Consider the following 22,846-nt stretch of genomic DNA (forward strand, 5'->3'; position numbering starts at 1 on the left):
GGATTCACCTACTTATGAATGCGCACAGTCACGTTCATGCCCGGAACCAGGTCCAGCCCGCCATAGCTGTCAAGTTTAACTTTAACAGGAATGACCTGTGTTTCTTTCGTATAATTGCCGGAGCTTCTGTCCGTCGGCATCAGGGAGAACGTGCTGGCAGCCGCTTTTCCGATTGAATCGACAGTTCCTGTCAGTCTGGTGTTCGGATAGGCATCCACGTACACGTCAACGTCCTGGCCGGTTTTCACGTCATTGAGATCCGTTTCTTTTACTTCAGCGGTGACAAACAAGCCGTCCAAATCATAGCTTTGTGCAAGCGTTGTGCCGGCTGCAACATACGTATTCGCAACCGCGGAATTTTTCACGATCGTGCCGTCCGCCGGCGCTTTAATATCCATTTTCACCGTATTGGCGCCGTTTTGTACTTCAACTGTGCCGATTTTGTCCCCCTTGGCAAATGCCTTGCCTTCCTTGCCGTCCCATGAAACAAGTTTGCCGGTTGCAGGGGAAGCGATGGTGACCGACTGGCCGTCAATATAGGCATTATCGGTTGTGACATAGCTGACCGAGCGGTTGTAAAAATAATATCCGGTAAAACCGCCGCCAACGAGAATAACAAGAATAATAATATTGATCAAAATCATCCGTCTTGCGCTCATAAAAAGTTTACTCCTCCTCAGATGTTAAAATGTCCAGCATTTCGTTGTGAAGCCTTAACAGATTTTCCAACTCCGCTCCATAACGTTCTGTGATCAGGTCCATTTTTTGTTTCAGCACTGTATTGCCGTCCATAAACGCTTTGAGCTTGCTTCTCCCTTTTTCGGTCAGGCAGAGGACAACGGCTCTCCGGTCATCCTTGGATGATAACCTGTTAACAAATTCCTGCTGCACAAGCCTGTCGACAATGCCGCTGACCGTGCTGTTCGTTAAATAAAGGCTGTCCGCCAGCTCATTTAATCGCATATTGGGATGAAGCGCGATGGCATTCAGCACAAACATTTGCATCGCGGTTAAACCGTGCTGTTCCGCGTCTTTCGCGGCCAAACGAAAAATGGCTTTATTCAGCCTGAAAAGCGATTTTAACAAATCATATGAACCGTTCTCCATGTATCCCCCTTCCTTTAACCCTTAAATGATTCTTTACGAAATAATTCGCATCCGAATTATTAACGCTATCTATCTTTGCATATCCAAAGTACAATTGTCAACTATATTACACTAAAACTTTTTTGGAAACGTTTTTATTTTGTGAAAAGAAAAAACCCCGGTTTTTTCGGGGTTTTGGCTGTTTATTTGCTTTCCAAAATGAGCGTAACCGGCCCGTCATTTGTCAGCCGGACATCCATCATCTCCCCGAATCTGCCGGTTTCGACATGGACACCTTTTTCTTCCAGCTTCTGATTAAACAGATGGTAAAGCTGTTCTGCCTGTCCGGGCTTTGCCGCCGCCATAAAATTCGGGCGCCGCCCTTTCCGGCAATCACCGTACAAAGTAAACTGGGAAACCGACAAGATTTCCCCTCCGGTATCCAAAAGCGACAAGTTCATTTTTCCCTGTTCATCTTCAAACACGCGGAGATGAACGATTTTTTCGGCGAGATAGGTTGCATCTTTTTCGGTATCTTCGTGCGTTACGCCGACGAGGAGAACAAAGCCTTTTGTAATGCTTCCTGCCACTTCCCCGCCAACAGTGACGCTTGCTTCCTTACTGCGCTGCAAAACAACCCGCATTTTTCTGGCTCCTTTAACTCATGATCCTTCTGACTGAATAAATATCCGGAATATGTTTAATTCTTTCCACGACCCGGTGCAGATGGCTAATGTTCTGAATGGAGATCGACATGATAATCGTAGCCATTTTGTTGCGGTCAGTGCGCCCGCTGACGGCTGAAATATTCGTTTTCGTTTCATTGACCACCTGCAGGACTTCATTGAGCAGGCCGCGGCGGTCGTACCCGGTAATTTCAATGTCGACATTATACTCTTTCCGGTCGGCCGCATCCGTTTCCCATTCGACCGGGATAAGCCGGTTTTGCGCCTCTTCGTTCTGCACGTTCGGGCAGTCGGCACGGTGGACGGAAACGCCTCTGCCTTTCGTGATAAAGCCGACAATTTCATCGCCCGGCACCGGGTTGCAACATTTCGAAAGGCGGATCAGTAAATTGTCGACGCCCTTCACGTGTACGCCTGCATCCTTTTTCCGGTGCTTTGCGGCCGGTTTCTGCTCGGAGACAATCTCCTTAATCGTTTCTTCGGAATCCCGCTGCTTCCGCCATTTTTCCGTCAGCCGGTTGGCGATTTGGCTTGCGGTGATCCCGTTGTACCCGACAGCAGCATACATATCATCTTCATTGGCAAAATTAAATTTTTCGGCAACTCTTTTGATATTGTCGGCTGCCATCACTTCTTTTACGTCGAATTCCATCGCCCGGATTTCTTTTTCCACCATCTCGCGGCCTTTTTCAATATTTTCTTCTTTCCGCTGGCGTTTGAAAAACTGGCGGATTTTGTTTTTCGCCTGCGATGTCTGGGCAAGGTTCACCCAGTCGAGGCTCGGCCCGTATGAGTGTTTTGAAGTGAGAATTTCGACAATATCGCCGGTTTTTAACTGGTAATCGAGCGTCACCATTTTGCCGTTGACTTTCGCGCCGATCGTCTTGTTGCCGATTTCCGAGTGGATCCGGTAGGCAAAATCAATTGGGACGGACCCGGACGGCAGTTCAATGACATCCCCTTTAGGCGTAAAGACAAACACCATGTCGGAAAACAGGTCGATTTTCAGCGATTCCATGAATTCTTCCGCATTATTGGTGTCATTTTGAAATTCTAGAATTTCGCGGAACCACGACAATTTTTTCTCAAAAGACGTTTTCTCATTGACCGTTTTTCCTTCTTTATATGCCCAGTGTGCGGCAACCCCGTATTCGGCAATGCGGTGCATTTCAAACGTCCGGATCTGCACTTCAAGCGGTTCGCCTTTTGGCCCGATCACCGTCGTATGGAGCGACTGGTACATGTTCGGCTTTGGCATTGCAATATAGTCTTTAAACCGGCCCGGCATCGGTTTCCAGCATGTATGGATCACACCGAGCACAGCATAACAGTCTTTGATGCTTTTCACAATAATCCTTACGGCAAGCAAGTCATAAATTTCGTTAAATTGCTTATGCTGCTGGACCATTTTCCGGTAAATTGAATAAATATGCTTCGGCCTGCCGGAAATTTCCGATTTGATGCGAATATCCGCAAGCCGTTCCTTCACTTCTTCAATGACATTTTGCAGGTACTGTTCACGCTCGGCGCGCTTCCGCTTCATCAAATTCACAATCCGGTAGTATTGCTGGGGATTTAAATAACGGAGCGAGGTGTCCTCAAGCTCCCATTTGATGGCGGAAATGCCGAGGCGGTGGGCGAGCGGCGCAAAAATTTCGAGCGTTTCATTCGCGATCCGCCGCTGTTTTTCGGGGGGAAGATGTTTCAATGTGCGCATATTGTGCAGCCGGTCTGCGAGTTTGATCAAAATGACGCGGATATCCTGCGCCATCGCGACAAACATTTTCCGGTGGTTTTCCGCCTGCTGCTCTTCGTGCGATTTATACTTAATCTTCCCGAGTTTCGTTACCCCGTCAACAAGCATCGCCACTTCATCGTTAAATTCTTCACGGAGTTCGTCAAGTGTCACATCTGTATCTTCCACAACGTCATGCAGAAAACCTGCTGCAACCGTTGAAGGATCCATCTCCAAATCCGCCAGTATCCCAGCAACCTGAATCGGGTGAATGATATACGGCTCCCCCGATTTGCGCTTCTGGCCTTCATGCGCTTTACTGGCGAACGCACAGGCATGCCGCACCATTTCAACATGTTCGTCGTTTAAATATTGTTTTGTCCTGTCAATGACGTCTTCGGCGGTCATTATTCGGTCATTCGCCATAAAAAAATCACCTTTAAACTGGAATATATGAATCGATGATTGCAATATCATATTGTCATTATTATCATGAAAAAAAAGAAGATTGTAAAGCAAATGACACAGAATGGAAGAAATTTGGCGAAAAAAGACGGTTTTTCCCGGTACAGACAAAACCATCCCGTCATTTCATCCGGATGAAGGATAAATAAAGAAACCGACAATTTTGCCGATTTCCTTACAGTTTATTCATTCTCGTATTCCATCAGGGTGAGGATATCATAGCCCTTCAATTTATCGCGGCCGTGCAAATAATTCAGTTCAATTAAAAAAGCAAGGCCGGCTACAACCCCGCCCAGTTCTTCAACAAGCCGGATGGTTGCTTCCATCGTGCCGCCTGTTGCCAAAAGATCGTCCGTAACCAAAACGCGCTGGCCTGGCCTGATCGCATCTTTATGGATCGTGAGCACCGCTTTCCCGTATTCGAGATCATATTCCGCACGGATCGTTTCCCGCGGCAGCTTGCCTTCTTTGCGGACCGGGGCAAAGCCGACGCCAAGTTCGTATGCGACCGGGCAGCCGATAATAAAGCCGCGCGCTTCAGGGCCGACGACGAGATCAATATGTTTGTCTTTCGCATACTGGACGATCTGGTCCGTTGCATATTTAAACGCCTCTCCATCATTCATCAAAGGCGTCACATCCTTAAACATCACGCCTTTCTTAGGCCAGTCGGGGACGAGTGCAATATATTGTTTTAAATCCATTTTGCTGTTTCCTCCTCATACTGTACAGCAGGCTTGATCATTTGGTCAAACCACATCTTCAGCTCATGGAAAGATGAGTACAGCAGGTCCTTTTCCATTTGATATTGTGCCAGTTTTTTCTGATACGTAAAAGATTCCTTTAAATCGCGTTTTTGTTTGGCTGCTTTCAGGGAAATAAATCCATCCTTTATTGTAACAAAATCAAGTTCAAAAAACACCTGCGAAATAAAATCGATCGTATTTCTCGACCAGCCGCGGTAAGCCGCCAGCTCATCCCCGTGCCGCTTCAGGTTGAACGTTTTCCTTTTTGCAAGAAAAGCGTAAAACCATTTAAAATGTTCGCGCGTCGGAAACGTGCTGAAAAAGTGGTTCCCGGCATGGTAAAAATACGCATAAATCCTGGCCGGCGCACCGCCTTCAAGCAGTACCGCCATCATCTTCGGGCCTGGCGGAAGATCAAGAAACACAATATTTTTATTTGCCGGGTCAAATGCCCTTGCCTCTTCCATTGTCTCCACCGGCACAAGGCGGACGGAAAAATCCGGCAGCGACAGTTTCCGCAATGTTTCTTTTTGGAACACAACAAAAGCCTGGCCATCTTCCGGGACGTGCCCGACCCATTGCTTTAAAGGCCTGTTGCCCCTGAAATCAAACAATTGCCAGTTTGTGATTTTGATGTCCTTGACCATCATTTGCGGCTTGCGGATATTATTCCATTCATTGATGGACAGTTCCCCGACAACCGATATGCAGGCAGAAGGGGAAATATGCGGGGCAAGATTTCCGAGCCCGAAGCCGACTCCATCGAGCGTTGTGCCGTTTTTGGAAAGCGCCAATTTCAAATGTTTCCCGTCTGCGCCGATCGCCCGGATTTGCGGGCAATAGGCCCCATCCAGCAACAGAAGCGGCTTCGGATTCGCCGTGCCAAACGGCGAGAGCAATGCCATTTCGCGGATCGCTTCCATCCCTGCTTCTTCTATGGAAATTTCAGCGCTGATGTTCGTAACCGGCACAAACATCTCATCCGGCAATGCCGCGGCCTGTTCGTTCAGCCGGCGCCGCAGTTCATCCACATCGGATAAAGAAAGCGTCATCCCCGCCGCCATCGGATGTCCGCCAAAATGCGGCAAAATATCCCTGCATTTCGATAATTCGTTAAACATATGGAAGCCGTCAATACTGCGCGCCGATCCTTTTGCCAGCCCTGTTTCCAGATCAAAGCTGAGCACAATCGCAGGCCGGTAAAAGCGTTCTGTAAGGCGCGAGGCGGCAATGCCGATTACGCCGGCATTCCATCCTTCTTTCCCGACAACAAGGACACGCGCCCCCTTTTCCACTTCTTCTTCCACCATTTCGATTGCTTCATTTGTCATCTCGTTTACGATTTTTTGCCGTTCTTTATTGAGCCCGTCAATCGTTTCAGCGAGCATCCCGGCTTCTTCTGCGTTTTCGGTCATCAGCAGTTCTGCTGCCGGTGCCGCATGTTGCAGGCGCCCGGCCGCATTTAAGCGGGGGGCGAGCACAAAGCCGATTGTTTCTTCGTTAATCTCTTCCTGGCGGATATCCGCACACCGGCACAGCGCCGCAAGCCCAGGCCGCTTTGTTGTTCTCAGCCGTTTGATGCCGTTTGCGGCAATCAGCCGGTTTTCATCCAGAAGCGGCACAAGATCCGCGACCGTCCCGATAGCGGCCAGTTCTTCAAGTTGTTCCGGCACTTTGCCGTACAGCGCATGGGCGACTTTAAAAGCGACGCCTGCGCCCGACAGTTCCCGGAACGGGTATGTACTTTCCGGATGCTTCGGATGGACGATGGCAAAAGCTTCCGGCAACACCGGCCCGGGTTCGTGATGGTCCGTAATAATGAGCGGGATCCCCAGTTCGCGGGCCACTTCCGCTTCGTGGACAGCGGCAATACCGGTGTCCACGGTAATGATCAGCTGGAATCCTTCTTCAGCCGCCCGCCGGAAAGCCGCCTCATTTGGCCCGTACCCCTCTTTAAACCGGTCCGGGATATAAAATTCCGCACGGGCGCCAAGATCGTTTAAAACGGCCATCATGATCACGGTGCTCGTTACGCCGTCCGCATCGTAATCGCCGAAGACGAGAACCGGCTCTTCCCTTTTAATCGCTTCGCGGATACGGGCGGCTGCTTTTTCCATATCATGCAGCAAAAACGGATCATGGTATTCTGCCCCTTCATGGAATAAAAAAGACCGCGCTTCTTCAACATCCGTTATGCCGCGGTTTACAAGCAATTTTGAAACAAGTGGCGAAACGTTCAATTGTTGCGAGATCGTTGCGGCTGCCTCCGGATCGGTTTCCGGCACCCGCCACCTTGTTCTTGACTGCAGCATATCCCCACCTCTTTCACAATACTTTATTATAACGTTTCGGAGGAAAACTGTCATTACAAAAAATGCAGGCTTTTCGCCTGCATTTTTCTTATACTTGCGGTTCATCCGCGCGGGTGCGCCGCGCTTTTTGAATGAGAATGGAGCCGTGTTTTTTCAGCTGCCGTTTTTTCAGTACAAACCAGATTTGTGCGGCAATGAAAACAGACGAGTATGTCCCGGTAATTAACCCGACAATCAGCGCGATCGAGAAATTTCGGATCGATTCGCTGCCGAAAATGGCGAGAGCCACGGACGTCATCAGCACGGTCAAAACGGTATTGACCGACCGGGCCAGTGTCTGGCGGATCCCGGCATTGACAATATCATGGATTTCCTTCGCCGTTTTAATTTTCCGCCGCCGGTTTAAATTGTCGCGGATCCGGTCGAATGTGACAATCGTGTCGTTGATGGAATAACCGACAATCGTCAGGACCGCCGCAATGAAGGTGACGTCGACCTCGAGCCTTGTGATGCTGAAAAAGGCGATCATGAAAAAGGCGTCATGGAAGAGCGCCACGATGGAGGCAACCCCCATTCTCCATTCAAACCGGAAGGCCACGTAAATAATGATGCCGACTGCCGCCAACAGCAAAGAATACACGGCGCTTAAGGCCAGCTCTTTTCCGACTGTCGGTGAAACGGAGCTGATGCTCGGGCTCTTTCCGTATTTCTCTGTAAAATACTGGTTGATTTTTGTGCTCTTCTCTTTGTCGCTGAACGAGCCTTTCACCCGGATCACGGCATGATGCCGGTTGGCCCCCTGCATCACAATATCTTCTGATTTCAAATGCAAATGGTCGAGGTCGCGCTGAATCTCCTGCTGGCTGAGCGCATGGTTTGAACTGACTTCAATGCGCGTCCCGCTCGAAAAATCAATGCTCAGATTCAGTTTGAAAATCGAAAGGAGAATAAACCCGCCGATGATCAGCACAGCTGAAATCGCAAAGAAAATATTGCGGTGCTTGACAAAGTCGTACCAGTCAAACTTTGTTTTCAAATCATGCGTATCAACGTTTTCAGCAATATCGTGGATCGCCGATTTTTTCACGCCGAACCAGTGCGGCCGTTTTTTCAGGAAATTGCTGTTTACCCAGAGGCCGAGCAGCCATCTGGAACCGTAAACAGCCGTCAGAAAGCTCAGCAGAATACTGATAATTAATGTTGTCGCAAATCCCCTGATTGAACTTGTCCCGAAATAAAAGAGAATGATGGCCGCAAGAATGGTCGTGATGTTGGAATCAAAAATGGCCACGAACGATGACTTGTTCCCCGACCGGAACGCCGATTTCACACTTTTGCCGACGCGCAGTTCTTCTTTGATCCGCTCATAGGTGATAATATTGGCGTCGACCGCCATCCCGACCCCGAGGACAAGCGCAGCAATCCCGGGAAGCGTCAGTACCGCGCCCATTAAACGGTAAACGAGCAAAATCAGGAAAATATAAACGGACAGCGTAATGCATGCGATAAAACCCGGAAAACGGTAGTAGCCGATCATAAAGAGAAAAATGGCTGCAACGCCGATTATTCCGGCAAGAATTGTATCATGCAGCGCTTCCTGGCCGAAAGACGCGCCGACAGATGTCGAATAGATTTCGTGCAGCTTCACCGGAAGCGCCCCTGCATTCAGCAGGTCTGCAAGATTGGACGCCTCTTTTACCGTAAAGTTCCCGGTAATTTCAACCTGGTCTGTATTTAAAACAGAATTTACAGTCGGGTTTGACAAAAATTTCGGATTTTTCTTTGCCACTTCTTTTTTATAGGAATCGCCTTTTTGAAAGTCCATCCAAATGACAAGCTGGTTGTTCGGCGCCATCGCCAGGATTTTTTTCGTGACATTGGCAAACTTTTTCCGGCTCTTTAACTGCAGGACAACATCCGGTTTGCCGTTCTGGTCAAATGACTGTTTCGCTTTACCCTGTACAAGGTCCGTCCCGTCCATCATCACTTTGTCATTGACGTCACGGAAAGTTAGGTTCGCGGTTGTCGAAAGCATCTTTCTCGCTTCGTTCTGGTCTTTCACCCCGGCAAGCTGGACGCGGATCCGGTTGTTGCCTTCGACTGAGATCTGCGGTTCGCTGACGCCAAGGGCATTCACGCGCCGGTCCAAAGCGGCTGCCGTATCCGCAAGCGCGGCTTTATCAATCTTCTGCCCTTTTTTGACCGGTTCCACTTTGTAAAGCACTTCAAACCCGCCCCGTAAATCAAGGCCAAGGTTAATTTTTTTCACAACTTTATCCGTCGTTCCCCCTATTAATCCCGCAAACAGCAGGACAATGAGAAAGAAGGCAACGATGCGGCTCCTTTTCACCATTATGTACAGCCTCCTAGCGAATCAAAACATATCACATGCCAAAAAATGCATGCGCCCGTGAATCATTTCTATTATGATGCAGGGCAAAAAGCGTGTCAATTTTTCTTATTATTCCGCATGCAGCCGGTTTTGCTTATTTGCCCGCTTATTCTTCCGTCTTGTCCCCGTTAAAAAGCGCATCCAACTCCTTTTCGTCCAGCTCGGCAAACCAGTTTGGCGAACGGTAAGCTTCCACGGTTTTAAAACTCATCAAATCGCCGGGCTTAACCGTTAAAACGTCGGAAACAAGCGCATACATGCGGACATGCGCCGGATCCGGATTTTTCCACACTTTCCGGATTAAATATTCCCAGACATCCCTTGCTTCAAAAGACCCGTAGCCGAAGACGGCCAGTTCTTCCGCCTTGCTTTTAACCGCAGGTTCAAGTTTTTTATAGTATTTTTCATACGGATGGCGGTCCTTCACACGTTCTGCCCCTTTCCTGAGCATTGATGTATTCTTGTCCATTACCGTGCATATACATCATTGTATAGGAAAATTGCAGATTTGAGAAGGCAGGTTAACAGAATGTCCAAGTTTTTAAGGGGAACGATTATATTGCTCGCCGCAGGTTTTGTAACAAGGGTGCTTGGATTTATCAACCGGATTGTCATTGCCCGGTCGCTCGGGGAAACGGGCGTCGGGCTCCATCAGATGGCTTTCCCGACCTTAATGCTCGTCATTACGGTAACCCAGCTCGGGCTGCCGGTCGCGATCTCGAAATGCATTGCCGAAGCAGACGCGGTCGGAGACAGGGTAAAAATCAAGAAGATCCTTGTCATTTCCTTAACGGTTACCATTTCGCTGTCGGCCGTTTTTACGCCCGGGCTGATTTTACTGGCGCCGTATCTGGCTGACCATTTATTCACAGATCCGCGCGTCTATTACCCGCTTGCCGCCATCACGCCAATTATCCCGATTGTAGCGGTTTCCGCTGTATTGCGCGGCTATTTCCAGGGGAAGCAAAACATGAAGCCTTTTGCCGTCTCACAGGTCATCGAGCAAAGTGTGCGGATTATGCTGATTGCGTTTTTTGCCAATTTGCTTCTGCCGTACGGGATTGAATATGCGGCAGCCGGCGTAATGTTTGCATCCATATTGGGCGAACTGTCATCCCTTCTTTATATGTTTACGATGTTTAAATTGAAAAAGCAGATCCGCGTCCGCAAACATTTTTTCAAAGCCGTAAAATCAGGGAAAGACACGTTTTACGAACTGATGCGCGTGGCGGTTCCGACCGTCTGGAGCCGGCTGATCGGCAATTTCTCCTGGTTCCTCGAGCCGATTGTCGTCTCCCACTGCCTTGCCCTTGCCGGTGTCGCTTCACATCTTGCGACAAAACAGTACGGTTCTTTAACCGGCTTTGCCATGCCGCTGTTGATGCTGCCGTCTTTTGTGACGGTTTCCTTGTCAACCGCCCTTGTGCCTGCGATCAGCGAAGCCAATTCAAGGAAAAATGCCAGGCTTGTTGAACACAGGCTCCAGCAGGCATTGCGTTTTTCCCTTTTAACCGGCGGCATCTCGGTTGTCATCCTGTATGTCTTTGCGGAACCGCTCATGCAGGCGATGTACGGGACGGCAAACGGGGCACAGTTTATCAAAATCATGGCGCCGTTTTTTATTTTTCAAGCATGCCAGGCACCGCTCCAGGCCGCACTGCAGGCAATGGATCTGGCAAAAGCGGCGATGATCAACAGCATCATCGGGGCAGTCGTGAAATTGGGCACCATTTTTGTCCTTGCTTCCCGACCGGAGTTCGGGATCAACGGCGCCGCGATCGGCATCATGGCGGGAATGGTGCTTGTGACCTTTCTTCATTTTGCAACCGTTTTGAAAAAAATCCAGTTTACCCTGTATGTCCATGACTGGGCCAAGCTTCTGGCTGTTTCGGTCGTTTCCGGCGCATTCGGGCACTGGTGGTTCACCGGTATAATGGCGCAAGACGCATCTTTCCTGCGGCTTTTAGCGGGCATTTGTTTGACCGTGGCTGTTTATGCTCTGCTGCTTGTGATGACAAAATTGATCCGCCGGTCCGATCTCATGTATGTTCCGATCCTGAATAAATGGCTATAAAAAGAGCAATAGGCCCTGCATGTTCCGGCCGGGCTTATTGCACATCATCCAGATCAATATAAAACTCGCCATCCTGATAACTGCAAAACGAAATCCGGCTGATATCCCCGTACCCTCTTTTTTGCAGCTCGCTGCGCAGCCATGCTTCGGTCTTGTTGCTTTTCTTTAAATTGTTTTGCTGGATTTTCCCTCCGACAATGAGCGGTTCCGTATAGGATGCCGGTTTGTTTTTGTTTTTGCTTTTTTTCACCACTGACAGCTGCCCGGAAGTTTCCAGAATCGCAAATTCCACATCCGCAATATTGTCAATATCTTTTGAACGGAGCTGCATCAAAAGGTCGTCAAAATTGTAACGCTGCTTGCGCATTTCTTTTTCATCGATTTTTCCTTTATTGATGAGAATGCTCGGCTTGCCGTCAATCAGCTTGCGGATCCGGTTGCTGCGGAGCGAGAAAAGCGCCAGCGCGATTTGGATGCCGAGCAGGACAACCATCGGCAAAAGGGTATTTACAACGGGCTCACTGTGGTTTTCAATGGCAACGACCGCCATCTCCCCGATCATGATAAACACAACAAGATCCAAAACGCTCAGTTCGCCGATTTCCCTTTTTCCCATCAACCGGAAAATAATAAGAATGGCAAAATACATCAGCAGTGTCCGAAAAAAAATAATCAATAAATTTTCCAACGCCAATCCCCCCGTTCGGTCAAAATCATGTATTTAGTATGCGCAGCATGCTTAAAAAACTCTCAAAAATCTTTTGCCCGGTTCTTTTTGCTGTTTCCAGGCATATGCTTGTACTGAGGAAAAAAGCTTGCCAAAGGGGGAGAATGAAAATCGGAGCGCAAAAATATAGCATCGGCCTTGTTTACGGGCTGGGCGCCATTTTTGTCCTGCTTGCCATATCAAGCCTCGTGATTTCACTGATTCTGCGGTTTTCAGATATGACGGAGCATGCTTTGCATATGGCGGTCACGATGATTTCTTTTTTCAGTTTATTTCTCGGGGGGCTCGTCGGGGGCGGAAAAGGGAAAAAGAAAGGGTGGCTTCTCGGCAGTTTGACGGGGGTCCTCTACACAGCGATTGTTTTTCTCGTCCAGTACCTTGGTTATGATGAACTCTTTACGGTGAAACAAGCCATTTACCATGCTTGCTATATTGTTGTCGCCGCAATGGGGGGCATTTTAGGGGTCAACCTCTTCTCAGGAAGGTCACGGGAATCCTGAAAAAAAGCGCCGCATCGCGCGGCGCTTTTTTTATTTCGTTTCTCCGGCATTTTTTTCTGCCACTGTTTTGTCTGCTTTCTGGCTTTCGGCTTTTGCTTTTTTCGCTGCAACGGATTCCGTCACTTCACGGATCGCCGAGCGGTCAAACGTCAACCGCGTGCCATCGCCGCATCTTAAGACGACTTTATTTTCATCAATCGAATCCACAGTTGCATGCAAGCCGCCGATAGTGACAATTTTGTCCCCTTTCGCCAGATTGCTCTGCATCTGCTGGATGTTTTTCTGCCTTTTTTGCTGTGGCCTGATGAGCAGGAAATAAAACAGCACAAACAGAATCACCAAAGGCAGTAACTGGGCCCACGCCATCTGAATCCTCCCTTCTTAAGTTGCTTGTATTAGAAATTTTTTGCATCCGGACGGTTAAATCCGTATTGCTCAAAAAATTCTTCCTTGAAATCAAGCAGCCGGTCTTCGCGGATCGCCTGCCTTACATTTTCCATTAATTTTAACAAAAAATATAAATTATGGTAAGTGGTCAGACGAATTCCGAAAGTTTCGCCACATTTAATCAAATGCCGGATGTAAGCGCGTGAGTAGTGCCGGCATGTATAACAGTCGCAATGCTCATCAAGCGGGCGGAAATCGCGGGCGTACTGTGCGTTTTTGACAACAAGCCGGCCGGTTGATGTCATCACCGTGCCGTTCCTTGCAATCCGGGTTGGCAGCACGCAGTCGAACATGTCAATGCCGCGGATGGCGCCGTCAATCAAAGAATCGGGCGAACCGACCCCCATTAAATAACGCGGCTTGTCCGACGGAAGCAGCGGTGTTGTAAATGCGAGCATCCGGTTCATCACGTCCTTCGGCTCGCCGACGGACAGGCCGCCGATCGCATAGCCCGGGAAGCCGAGCGACACAAGGGCATTTGCGCTTTCAAGCCGCAAATCTTCATACGCGCCACCCTGTACGATCCCGAACAAGCCCTGCACACCGGGGCGCGCATGCGCACGGAGACAGCGTTCCGCCCAGCGCGCTGTCCTTTCCACCGACTGTTTCATATATTCATAAGAAGCAGGGTACGGCGGGCACTCATCGAATGCCATCATGATATCGGAACCGAGCGCATTCTGGATTTCCATTGATTTTTCCGGAGACAAAAACAGCTTGTCCCCGTTTAAATGGTTCCGGAAATGGACGCCTTCTTCCGTAATGTCCCGGATCTTGCTCAAGCTGAAGACCTGGAACCCGCCTGAATCGGTCAGGATCGCCTGGTCCCAGTTCATAAATTTGTGCAGCCCGCCTGCCTCTTTAACAATATCATGCCCGGGGCGCAGCCACAAATGATATGTATTGCTCAAAATGGTGCCGGCCCCCATTGTTTTCAATTCTTCCGGCGACATCGTCTTCACCGTGGCGAGCGTTCCGACCGGCATGAACATCGGGGTATCATAGGTGCCATGCGGCGTATGGAGTTTTCCGAGGCGGGCGCCTGTATGTTTTTCCGTTTTGATCAGTTCATAAGTAATGGCAGCCAAGTGATGCGCTCCTTCCACTATTTAATCAGCATCGCATCCCCGAAACTGAAGAAACGGTATTTTTCTTTTACCGCCGTCTCGTAGGCATGCAAAATATTTTCCCTCCCTGCCAATGCGCTTACCATCATAATAAGCGTCGACTTCGGCAGGTGGAAATTGGTGATCAGGGCATCAATTGCTTTATATTGATAACCCGGATAAATAAAAATATCCGTCCATCCGCTTGAGGCGGCAATTTTTCCACCATGGGCGCTTGCCACCGTTTCAAGTGTGCGGGTGGAGGTGGTGCCGACAGAGACCACACGGCCGCCGTTTTCTTTTACTTCCATAATCGTGCGGGCCGCTTCTTCTGATACCTGGTAAAATTCCGCATGCATATCATGGTTTTCAATATTTTCCTCATTGACGGGACGGAAGGTGCCAAGGCCGACATGGAGCGTAATATAGACTATTTTCACGCCCATTGCTTCAATTTTTTTCAATAACGCTTCCGTGAAATGGAGCCCGGCCGTCGGCGCAGCGGCAGAACCCGGTTCTTTTGCATACACGGTCTGATAGCGGTCCTGGTCCTCGAGCTGTTCTTTAATATAGGGCGGCAGCGGCATTTTTCCGAGTTCATTCAGCACTTCGTAAAAAATCCCTTCGTACTGGAATTTCATTACCCGGCCGCCATGGTCCAGCTCCTCCGCACAAACGGCGGAAAGCTTTCCGTCGCCAAACCGGACAACCGTCCCTGTTTTCACACGTTTTGCCGGTTTGACAAGGGTTTCCCACCGGTCTCCTTCGAGCTGTTTTAAAAGCAGTACCTCAATTTTTGCGCCTGTTTCGTCTTTTATGCCGAAAAGCCTTGCCGGCAATACTTTTGTATTGTTCAGGACAAGGCAGTCCCCCGGGCGCAGGTATTGCGTAATGTTTTTAAATACGCTGTGTTCAATTTCCCCTGTTTTTTTATCCAGCACCATCAGCCGGCTGTCCGAACGGTTTTTTAAAGGCGTTTGGGCAATCAGCTCTTCCGGCAGGTTATAATCAAATAAATCGAGTTTCATTGTTGCTTCCCCTTCGTTTTGAATTCCATTTGCGGCTACTTGAACCGTCCAATGATATATAATAACACACTTAAGATCACGCTTAAAAGGATCGATGTTGCGATTGGAAAATAAAAGGTTGTGTTCCCTTTTTTAATGAGGATATCGCCGGGCAGCCGGCCGATTTTCGTAAACTGCAACAACAGGCCGAGAGCAAAAAGAATCACGGCGATGGTCATCAGCACTTTTCCAAATCCGCTCATTCCGGCACCTCCATATGAAAATGCGCATAGCAAAGCGGGGTCGCTACCCTGCCGCGCGGCGTTCGCTGCAAAAAGCCAATTTGCAGCAAATACGGCTCATATACATCTTCAATCGTTTCCCTTTCTTCCCCGATGCTGGCCGCAATCGTGTCGAGCCCGACAGGACCGCCCCGGAAGCGCTCTATGATCGCTTTTAACAGCTTATGATCAATATGGTCAAGCCCGCGTTTGTCAACTTGCAAAAGTTCAAGGGCATAATTGGCGATCTCAAGGGTTACCTTTCCGTCTCCTTTGACCTGGGCAAAGTCGCGCACCCTTCTTAACAACCGGTTCGCAATCCGCGGCGTGCCCCGCGAACGCCTTGCAATTTCCGCCGCCCCCTCAGGCTCAATCGCCGTCTCAAGGATGCCGGCTGTCCGCAGCACAATTTCCGCCAGTTGCGCTTCGTTATAATATTCGAGCCGGCTGATCACCCCGAACCGGTCGCGCAGCGGTGCTGAAACCGAACCAGCCCTTGTCGTCGCCCCGATCAAAGTAAACGGGGGCAAATCAAGGCGGATGGAGCGGGCACCCGATCCTTTGCCGATTACGATATCAAGGCAAAAGTCTTCCATTGCCGGGTACAGCACTTCTTCAATCGCTTTCGGCAGGCGGTGGATTTCGTCAATAAACAGCACTTCCCCCGGTTCAAGCGCGGTTAACACGCTGGCAAGATCGCCCGGCCGCTCGATGGCAGGCCCTGAAGTCGTCCGGATGTTCGTGCCCATTTCGTTTGCGATCACGGCGGCAAGCGTCGTTTTGCCAAGCCCCGGCGGACCGTAAAGCAGCACATGATCGAGTGTTTCGCCCCGTCCTTTTGCCGCTTCAATAAACACGGCTAAATTATGCTTCACTTCATCCTGGCCGATATATTGCGCAAGGGTTTGCGGCCTGAGGCTCATTTCAAAGGAAACTTCCTGTTCGTTTGCCTCGCCGGAAACTACGCGGTCTTCCATGCTCTCCCCTCCTCCATTATTTTACCATTGCTTTTAAAGCGAGTTTAATATATTCATCCGCAGAAAGCACTTCTTCCGGAAGTTCAGGCACCACTTTCGCGATTTCTTTTTCCGAGTAGCCGAGCGCCGCCAGAGCGAGCACCGCTTCTTCGAGGTTTTGGTTGCCGGAAGCAGGCGCCGCTTTTTCCCCGCCCACATCATCCGGCATCTCCGGCACGAGGCCTTGCAGCTTTCCTTTCAGATCAAGAATCATCTGCCTTGCCGTTTTTTTGCCGACACCGGGGAATTTGACAAGGAAAGATTCATTTTCATTCTCAATGGCGTCAACGACCTGCTGCGGCTGCCCGTACGCTAGAATGGCAAGCGCCCCTTTTGGCCCGATGCCGGAAACATTAAGCAGCTTTTGAAACAGCGCCCGTTCTTCCGCCGTTTCAAAACCGTAAAGCGCGATCAAATCTTCGCGCACATGCTGGTATGTAAAAATTTTTCGTTCTTGTCCGATGCTTTTTGAAAAAATATACGGGTTCGGCACCAGCAGCCGATAGCCGATCCCCCCGTTTTCCACGACAACGTAATCCGGGCTCACGGAATCAATGATGCCTTTAATATATTCGTACAACCTTCCCACACGCTCCTCAAAAACTTGCTATCCCATATTGTACCACAGAACGCAACCGTTTTGGGAACGAATGTCCGGTCTTGCCCTTTTTTCCGACCGGATGGTTCCTAAAGATGAGGCGCTTTTCCTGTTTCCATGGCGGAAGGAAACCGGCATCCGGAGACAGATGAGTGTCCGTCCGGCATACCGGGCCGCCGCTGCCTCCGGACGGGCTTCCCCGGATTTTCAGCTGGAACAATCCCCCGGGTTTAAATGGCACGATTAGCCGCAGTGCATCGGTTTAAAACAGCACGGGCCACACTCCACAGTGTAGCCGGTTTGATACAGGCCTAACCGGCTTTGCCGCAAAAAAGCACTTTCTGCACCCGGACGGGCCGGGTGCAGAAAGTGCCTGGGACATTATAATTCGGCGTTATGGTAAATTTCCTTTACATCGTCATCGTCTTCCAGCCTGTCCAGCAATCGCTCCATCTTTTCTTTTTGCGCTTCATCCAAAGCAATTGTGTTTTGCGGCACCATGGTGATTTCTGCCCGGGCAAATGTAAAGCCTTTTTCCTCCAGATTCTTCTTCACATCCATGAATTGCTCCGGGTCTGTATAAATTTCAAACACTTCATCGCTCGTTTCCATTTCCTCGGCGCCTGCTTCAATCACGGCAAGCAGCATTCCGTCTTCATCTATCTCGAGCCCTTCCCGCTCGATGACAAGATAGCCTTTGCGGTCAAACAGGAAAGACACGCATCCGTTTTCGCCGAGATTTCCGCCGTTGCGCGAAAAAGCAACACGGACATTCGAAGCGGTCCGGTTTTTATTATCGGTTAAAGCCGTGACCATGACGGCAACGCCGCCCGGCCCGTACCCTTCATATGTTATTTCCTCGTAATGTTCGGCGTTTTGGCTGCCGTTTGCTTTCTCGATGGCGCGTTTAATATTGTCATTCGGCATATTGGCGGCCTTTGCCTTTTCAATGACCAGGCGGAGGCTTGAATTTGCTTCCGGGTCAGGCCCGTTTTTCGCCGCTACATAAATTTCCTTTGCCAGTTTTTGAAAGATTTTTCCGCGCTTTGCATCCTGCGCATTTTTTCTGCCCTGAATATTTTTCCATTTGGAATGGCCGGACATGGCCATCACTCCTTTCTGACAGCGCTGATACAGTCCCCTATTACTATACCATACTCGCCCGAAAGGAGGATGAAAATCGTTATGCCGGCGGGGAGCGCCCCTGGTGTTCCGTTATGCTTGCAAACGCCTTTTTACTTCTTTTTGAAACCGGGCGCGTTCCCCGAACTGCCCAATTGAAAGCAGGGAAAGATGCGGCCAGTACTGCTCTTTTTCTTTTTTGCCGCTTCCAGCAAAACGGTTCCACTCCCTTAAAACATCCGTCGGGTAAAGAAGCGCCTCCAGAAAAGTTTCCCGGTCCGGCGCGCCGTCCAGCATTCCCCAGTTTTCAAGGGCGGCAAGCGACCATGAAGCAGCGGGCAAAACCCGGTTGCAAAACTGGAGATCATCAGTCCAGGCCGGGGCAAGGCGGGCAAGGTCAAAATCAATCAAATACAGTTTCCCGTTTTTCGCACGCAAAAAATTATGGTGGGCAACATCGCCGTGCGTGATGCAGTACGGCGGGCGGTGAAGCCAATGCTGTTTTTTTTCGAGCCGGTTTAACGCCTCGCCTGCCCATCTTTCGTACGCGGTGAAATACGTTTCCGGCAAATATCGGACAATCTGTTCTTTGTTTTCAAGAAATGCACGGTACCGCGCCTGCCATTTTCTCAGCTGAAAAAAGCGTGGAAATTCCATTTTTACGGCTTGCGGAAAATGTGCAGTCTTTTCGTGATACTGTTTTAACAGGCGGAAAGCGGCGCGGATGTCTTCTTCCGTCCCGAAGGTGAAACCGGCCGGGTCTTCTTCAATGTATGCCATAAAGCCAAAAGTTTTGCCTTGAAAGGGGCTGCCGCTTTCATCTTCCAGAAAACGGCAAGTTTGAGTGAAACCGCTTTTCTGCAGTTCCGATGTAAGCAGCATTTGCCGTTTAAGGCGCGCATCGGAACCATATTGCTTCATCATCACTTTTTTTGTCTTTGTCCCGACAAGCCACACCCGGTCGCGCAACCTGCGCCAGTGAACAATGGGTTCCTGCAGCCTGTTTTCCGCATAAAGAAGGAGACGTTTGGTTTCGTCTCCTTCTTGTCTTCCGCCGCCCATTATTTTTCTTCTTCGCCGGAAGGATCCCGGGTTTCCTGCGGCTGGTCCGTTTTTTCGCCCCGGTCATAGCCGAACGGGGCCTGCATCCCGTACGGTTCCTGCACGCCGTATGGCGGTTGCGGCATGCCGCCAAATGGTTCCTGCATGCCGTACGGTTGCGCCGCCATCCCGTACGATTCCTGCATGCCGGCGTACGGTTGCTTTTGGCACCCGCATGGCTGCGGCTGGTGCGGCGGATACGGGGCGTACTGCGGCATGGTTTGCGGCGGCATGTACTGCGGCATATAAGCGGGGCTTTCTGAAGCAGCGCCGTATAAAGGAGCCTGCTGCGCTCCCCATTGCGGCACGGCGGCAGGATGTTGCGCAGAAACCCCTGCCTGCATACCGGGGCCATACGGGTAAGGAGAAGATGAAGAAGATTCTTCTTCCCATTCGTAACCCGGCATCACTTGCTGCCCCTCCTGCCACGCCGGCTGCTGCTGCGGCATAAACCCTGCCGGCGCGGCCATCGCCGGTATTTGCGTGAACCCTGTCGGCGCGGCCATCGCCGGCATTTGCGGATAGGCCATTGGGTACGGCATCGGATATGGGACTTGCGGATATGGCATGCTGTAAGGAGGCGGGAAAAATCCGGCGTGCATGTCCCCTCCCCCGCAGCCGCAATCGTATACCGGCATCACGGGCGGACACGGATTATACGGTACATACATTTCCGGGCACTCTTCCTTTACCGGCATGGTGTAGTGCACGCTTTCCGACGATTCGCTTTCATGGTGCTTCGGCGGCGGTGCAGCTGTATGGGTTTCGATTTCAGCCATATTGGTCACATAGTAATTATGGATGTCAATTTCCGGAATGACCGGTTGTGGCATCACCGGCTTATAAATCGTTTCTTTTTTTTCAACCACTTTTTCTTTCACCTGTGTTTCTTTCGGTGCTGACGCTTTTGGCACCTCTTTTGGTACCGGCATTTCTTTTGCGACGGGCATCTTGGCCTCGGGCATTTGCTCGTACGGATGGGTCACGAGCGGCATTTCTTTTGCACCCGCGTGGCCCGTGTAACCTGCATGGCCTGTATGTGTCTCTTTTTTTACCATGCCGCCCGTTGTCGGGACTTTAATTTTCATGCCGGGCATAATCATTTCCGGATTGGATAATTGCGCATTCAATTTTTTCAATTCGTCAAAATCGGCGCCGTATTTTTTGGCGATTTTCCAGAGCGTATCGCCTTTTTGCACGATATGGATTTTCACACATTTCCCCTCCTCAAGGCTTAAGTCCATACATTCTATGTGGTGCCGGGCAAAATGCGATTGATTTTACATAAAAACTTATGAACGTCCCGCGTCCTTTATGCCCTTTAAAGAGTTGATTCTTTCATCCCGGCGCCTTCGTATGATAAAATCCGAATGAGGCCGAATGAATGGGGGGAAACACTGTTGGCAGAAAAGAGAAAAATTCTTGGGGATGAAAGGCGGCATTTGATCCTCGAATGGCTGCAGAATAGCCGGGAGCCGATTACGGGCGGGGAACTGGCAAAAAGGACAAATGTGAGCCGGCAGATTATAGTAAATGATATTACGCTCCTGAAAGCGAAAAACGAACCGATCCTGGCAACGAGCCAGGGATATTTGTACATACACCCCGCCGGTGCGGAAAACAAAGTGGAGAAAACGCTTGTTTGCATGCATAGTCGCGAACAGGTCGCACATGAGCTGAATTTGCTCGTGGACCACGGGGTGACCGTAAAAGATGTCAAGGTGGAGCATCCGGTATACGGCGATCTGACCGCCTCGATCATGGTCTCCACCCGCGCAGAAGTGGCCCGGTTTATCCGCCGCATTGAAGAAACAAATGCCAGCTACTTATCCGAATTAACAGGCGGCATCCACCTGCATACGGTGGAAGCCGCAAGCGGGCGGCAGGTTGAAGAAGCGGAACAGGCGCTGAAAGAAGCTGGCATTTTATTTGCAGAAAATGAAAAAGAGCTGCCCTAAACATAAAGGACAGCTCTTTTTCATCACCCATCCGGCCTAAAAACCTGGGTTTAAAGCTTGTTTTGCAAAAAATAATAAGCCCGGGTTCCAGCCGGGCTTATCCTAACATTCTTGAAGAAGCGATCATCATTTATCCGCCATATACCTATAATAGGTCCCGAGTTCTTTCACGGTGCAGCCGAGCGCGTGGATTTCCTCAAGCGAAAAGCGGACAAGCTTTTCTTCTAAGGAGTGGTTCAGGTCAATCATAAAAAAGTAGTTTCCAAGCCCCGTCTTTAACGGCCGCGATTCAAGCTTGCTCAAGTTAATCTTTCGCCAGGCAAAGGCAGACAACACCTGGTGCAGCGATCCGGCCTTGTCCGTCGGCAGTGTGACCATGATCGTCGATTTCAGGAAATCAGGCGTTTTTTCGATATGAAGCTCCTCATTTGAAAGGGCAATGAATCTCGTATGGTTAAACGGATAATCATGGATGGCACGCCTGACGATTTCAAGGCCGTACAATTCCGCCGCCATTTCATTGGCGACCGCCCCCCATTTCAGTTCCGGGTGTTCGCTCACATATTTCGCAGCAGCGGCCGTAGAGCCCATTGGTTCCACTTCCGCACGCCGGAATTCCCGGCGCAGAAACTGGTGGCACTGCGCAAGCGCATGGGAATGGGAAATGATTTTTTCCGTTTCTCGCCAGGCGCCGGCATTTGCAGGATGAACCATAAAATGCTGCTCGATCGGCACAATGATTTCCGCACGGATTGGCGGCAGTTCTTCATGATACAAGTAATCGACCGTTAAATTTACCGAACCTTCCAGGGCGTTTTCAAGCGGAACAACCGCCATATCCACCTTTTTTGCTTTAACGGCTTCCAGACATTCCGGAATCGTCCGGTACGCAACCCGGCTGGCCTCCGGGAACACTGACTGGACAGCGATATCGGTAAACGTCGCTTCCGGCCCGAAAAAAGCTGCTTTCATTTCCTCTCCCCCGCCGGCCGGAGTTCTAGGCTCCGGACCCTAATATTTCTACTTTATTGACAAACTCAAATGCCTGCAGTTCTTCCAGCAGATCATTTAAACTCCTGTTGATCCCGGACACATTCAGCGAGACAGTGACATTTGCCCGCCCCTGTATCGGAATCGTCTGGTGAATCGTTAAAATATTGCATGAATAAGACGCAATAATCCTTAAAATTTCGGATAATGTCCCGGACCGGTCTTCCAAATAAAAAAACAAGGTCACAATTTTTTCTTTTACAACTGAATGGAACGGAAAAACGGTATCGCGGTATTTATAAAAAGCGCTGCGGCTTAAGCCCGCTTTTTTCGCCGCGTCCCCGACTGATACCGCTTGTCCCCTTTCCAGCAGTTCTTTCGCCTGAAGTGTTTTGATCATCGCTTCCGGCAAAACATCCTCACGCACCAAGATAAACTTATGCTCTGCTTTCTTTTCCAAAATGCCCTTTCCTCCACTCGGAGCCGGGATTCCCCGG

Annotated in this window: 23 protein-coding genes; 3 read left to right on the forward strand and 20 right to left on the reverse strand. The window is 49.9% G+C overall.

From position 1 onward, the window contains the following. Window positions 1-8 precede the first annotated feature (8 nt). From NST20_RS09570 to NST20_RS09605, 8 genes are all read right to left on the reverse strand, one after another. On the reverse strand, window positions 9-659 hold the full coding sequence (locus tag NST20_RS09570) for an HlyD family efflux transporter periplasmic adaptor subunit (RefSeq protein WP_342399345.1): 651 nt from the start codon (window positions 657-659) through the stop codon (window positions 9-11). Window positions 660-666: 7 nt separating this feature from the next. Then, a complete protein-coding gene (locus NST20_RS09575) occupies window positions 667-1,107 on the reverse strand; it encodes a MarR family transcriptional regulator (RefSeq protein WP_342399346.1) in 441 nt (146 codons plus the stop codon). Window positions 1,108-1,289: 182 nt separating this feature from the next. After that, window positions 1,290-1,730, reverse strand: coding sequence for a D-aminoacyl-tRNA deacylase (gene dtd, locus NST20_RS09580; protein ID WP_342399347.1), 441 nt, complete (start codon window positions 1,728-1,730; stop codon window positions 1,290-1,292). 13 nt (window positions 1,731-1,743) lie between these two features. Then, on the reverse strand, window positions 1,744-3,933 hold the full coding sequence (locus NST20_RS09585) for a bifunctional (p)ppGpp synthetase/guanosine-3',5'-bis(diphosphate) 3'-pyrophosphohydrolase (protein WP_019720840.1): 2,190 nt from the start codon (window positions 3,931-3,933) through the stop codon (window positions 1,744-1,746). A 221-nt stretch (window positions 3,934-4,154) separates the two neighbouring features. Beyond that, window positions 4,155-4,676 (reverse strand): adenine phosphoribosyltransferase, encoded by a 522-nt coding sequence (locus NST20_RS09590; protein WP_013859780.1) that lies wholly within the window; start codon window positions 4,674-4,676, stop codon window positions 4,155-4,157. Beyond that, window positions 4,667-7,030, reverse strand: a complete 2,364-nt coding sequence (recJ, locus tag NST20_RS09595) for a single-stranded-DNA-specific exonuclease RecJ (RefSeq protein ID WP_342399348.1) — start codon at window positions 7,028-7,030, stop codon at window positions 4,667-4,669. The genes NST20_RS09590 and recJ overlap by 10 nt, the downstream gene beginning before the upstream one ends. An 88-nt stretch (window positions 7,031-7,118) precedes the next feature. After that, on the reverse strand, window positions 7,119-9,383 hold the full coding sequence (secDF, locus tag NST20_RS09600; protein ID WP_342399349.1) for a protein translocase subunit SecDF: 2,265 nt from the start codon (window positions 9,381-9,383) through the stop codon (window positions 7,119-7,121). A 145-nt stretch (window positions 9,384-9,528) separates the two neighbouring features. Next, window positions 9,529-9,849, reverse strand: a complete 321-nt coding sequence (locus NST20_RS09605; RefSeq protein ID WP_237348250.1) for a post-transcriptional regulator — start codon at window positions 9,847-9,849, stop codon at window positions 9,529-9,531. A 102-nt stretch (window positions 9,850-9,951) separates the two neighbouring features. Here NST20_RS09605 and spoVB point away from each other — a divergent pair, with 102 nt between their 5' ends. Continuing rightward, entirely contained in the window at window positions 9,952-11,496 is a 1,545-nt protein-coding gene (spoVB, locus tag NST20_RS09610) for a stage V sporulation protein B (RefSeq protein WP_041819186.1), read from the forward strand. A gap of 34 nt (window positions 11,497-11,530) precedes the next feature. Here spoVB and NST20_RS09615 read toward each other — a convergent pair whose 3' ends face one another. Further along, window positions 11,531-12,184: a DUF421 domain-containing protein gene (locus NST20_RS09615; RefSeq protein ID WP_041819188.1), complete on the reverse strand. Its 654-nt coding sequence runs from the start codon at window positions 12,182-12,184 to the stop codon at window positions 11,531-11,533. Between the two features lie 143 nt (window positions 12,185-12,327). Between NST20_RS09615 and NST20_RS09620 the strand changes: the two genes are divergently transcribed. Further along, window positions 12,328-12,723: a TIGR04086 family membrane protein gene (locus NST20_RS09620; protein ID WP_342399350.1), complete on the forward strand. Its 396-nt coding sequence runs from the start codon at window positions 12,328-12,330 to the stop codon at window positions 12,721-12,723. Window positions 12,724-12,753: 30 nt separating this feature from the next. Here NST20_RS09620 and yajC read toward each other — a convergent pair whose 3' ends face one another. The 9 genes from yajC to safA form a co-directional block, all read right to left on the reverse strand. Continuing rightward, window positions 12,754-13,089 (reverse strand): preprotein translocase subunit YajC, encoded by a 336-nt coding sequence (yajC, locus tag NST20_RS09625; protein WP_342399351.1) that lies wholly within the window; start codon window positions 13,087-13,089, stop codon window positions 12,754-12,756. 29 nt (window positions 13,090-13,118) lie between these two features. Then, on the reverse strand, window positions 13,119-14,258 hold the full coding sequence (tgt, locus tag NST20_RS09630) for a tRNA guanosine(34) transglycosylase Tgt (RefSeq protein ID WP_013859788.1): 1,140 nt from the start codon (window positions 14,256-14,258) through the stop codon (window positions 13,119-13,121). A gap of 17 nt (window positions 14,259-14,275) precedes the next feature. Further along, window positions 14,276-15,304 (reverse strand): tRNA preQ1(34) S-adenosylmethionine ribosyltransferase-isomerase QueA, encoded by a 1,029-nt coding sequence (queA, locus tag NST20_RS09635; RefSeq protein WP_342399352.1) that lies wholly within the window; start codon window positions 15,302-15,304, stop codon window positions 14,276-14,278. Between the two features lie 35 nt (window positions 15,305-15,339). Then, window positions 15,340-15,546 (reverse strand): DUF2905 domain-containing protein, encoded by a 207-nt coding sequence (locus NST20_RS09640; protein ID WP_013859790.1) that lies wholly within the window; start codon window positions 15,544-15,546, stop codon window positions 15,340-15,342. Further along, window positions 15,543-16,541 (reverse strand): Holliday junction branch migration DNA helicase RuvB, encoded by a 999-nt coding sequence (ruvB, locus tag NST20_RS09645; RefSeq protein WP_328194369.1) that lies wholly within the window; start codon window positions 16,539-16,541, stop codon window positions 15,543-15,545. Before ruvB ends, NST20_RS09640 begins: the two co-directional genes overlap by 4 nt. Window positions 16,542-16,557: 16 nt before the next feature. Next, window positions 16,558-17,160 carry a Holliday junction branch migration protein RuvA gene (ruvA, locus tag NST20_RS09650; protein WP_327076384.1) on the reverse strand — a complete coding sequence of 201 codons (603 nt, stop codon included), beginning with the start codon at window positions 17,158-17,160 and terminating at the stop codon, window positions 16,558-16,560. Between the two features lie 399 nt (window positions 17,161-17,559). Continuing rightward, window positions 17,560-18,282 (reverse strand): YebC/PmpR family DNA-binding transcriptional regulator, encoded by a 723-nt coding sequence (locus NST20_RS09655; RefSeq protein ID WP_017552656.1) that lies wholly within the window; start codon window positions 18,280-18,282, stop codon window positions 17,560-17,562. A gap of 111 nt (window positions 18,283-18,393) precedes the next feature. After that, the gene (locus NST20_RS09660) at window positions 18,394-19,362 is read right to left on the reverse strand and encodes an aminoglycoside phosphotransferase family protein (protein WP_315958503.1); all 969 of its coding nucleotides are present in this window, start codon (window positions 19,360-19,362) and stop codon (window positions 18,394-18,396) included. Then, window positions 19,362-20,615, reverse strand: a complete 1,254-nt coding sequence (safA, locus tag NST20_RS09665; RefSeq protein ID WP_342399353.1) for a SafA/ExsA family spore coat assembly protein — start codon at window positions 20,613-20,615, stop codon at window positions 19,362-19,364. The genes NST20_RS09660 and safA overlap by 1 nt, the downstream gene beginning before the upstream one ends. A 156-nt stretch (window positions 20,616-20,771) precedes the next feature. Here safA and NST20_RS09670 point away from each other — a divergent pair, with 156 nt between their 5' ends. Further along, entirely contained in the window at window positions 20,772-21,359 is a 588-nt protein-coding gene (locus NST20_RS09670) for a transcription repressor NadR (RefSeq protein WP_342399354.1), read from the forward strand. Window positions 21,360-21,485: 126 nt separating this feature from the next. Here the strand turns inward: NST20_RS09670 and pheA are convergent, their stop codons facing one another. Then, window positions 21,486-22,331, reverse strand: a complete 846-nt coding sequence (gene pheA / locus NST20_RS09675; protein ID WP_342399355.1) for a prephenate dehydratase — start codon at window positions 22,329-22,331, stop codon at window positions 21,486-21,488. A gap of 25 nt (window positions 22,332-22,356) precedes the next feature. Then, window positions 22,357-22,809: an ACT domain-containing protein gene (locus NST20_RS09680; RefSeq protein ID WP_014097873.1), complete on the reverse strand. Its 453-nt coding sequence runs from the start codon at window positions 22,807-22,809 to the stop codon at window positions 22,357-22,359. Between the last annotated feature and the right edge of the window lie 37 nt (window positions 22,810-22,846).

This window comes from Weizmannia sp. FSL W8-0676 (assembly GCF_038593015.1).
Lineage (GTDB): Bacteria > Bacillota > Bacilli > Bacillales > Bacillaceae_C > Weizmannia > Weizmannia coagulans.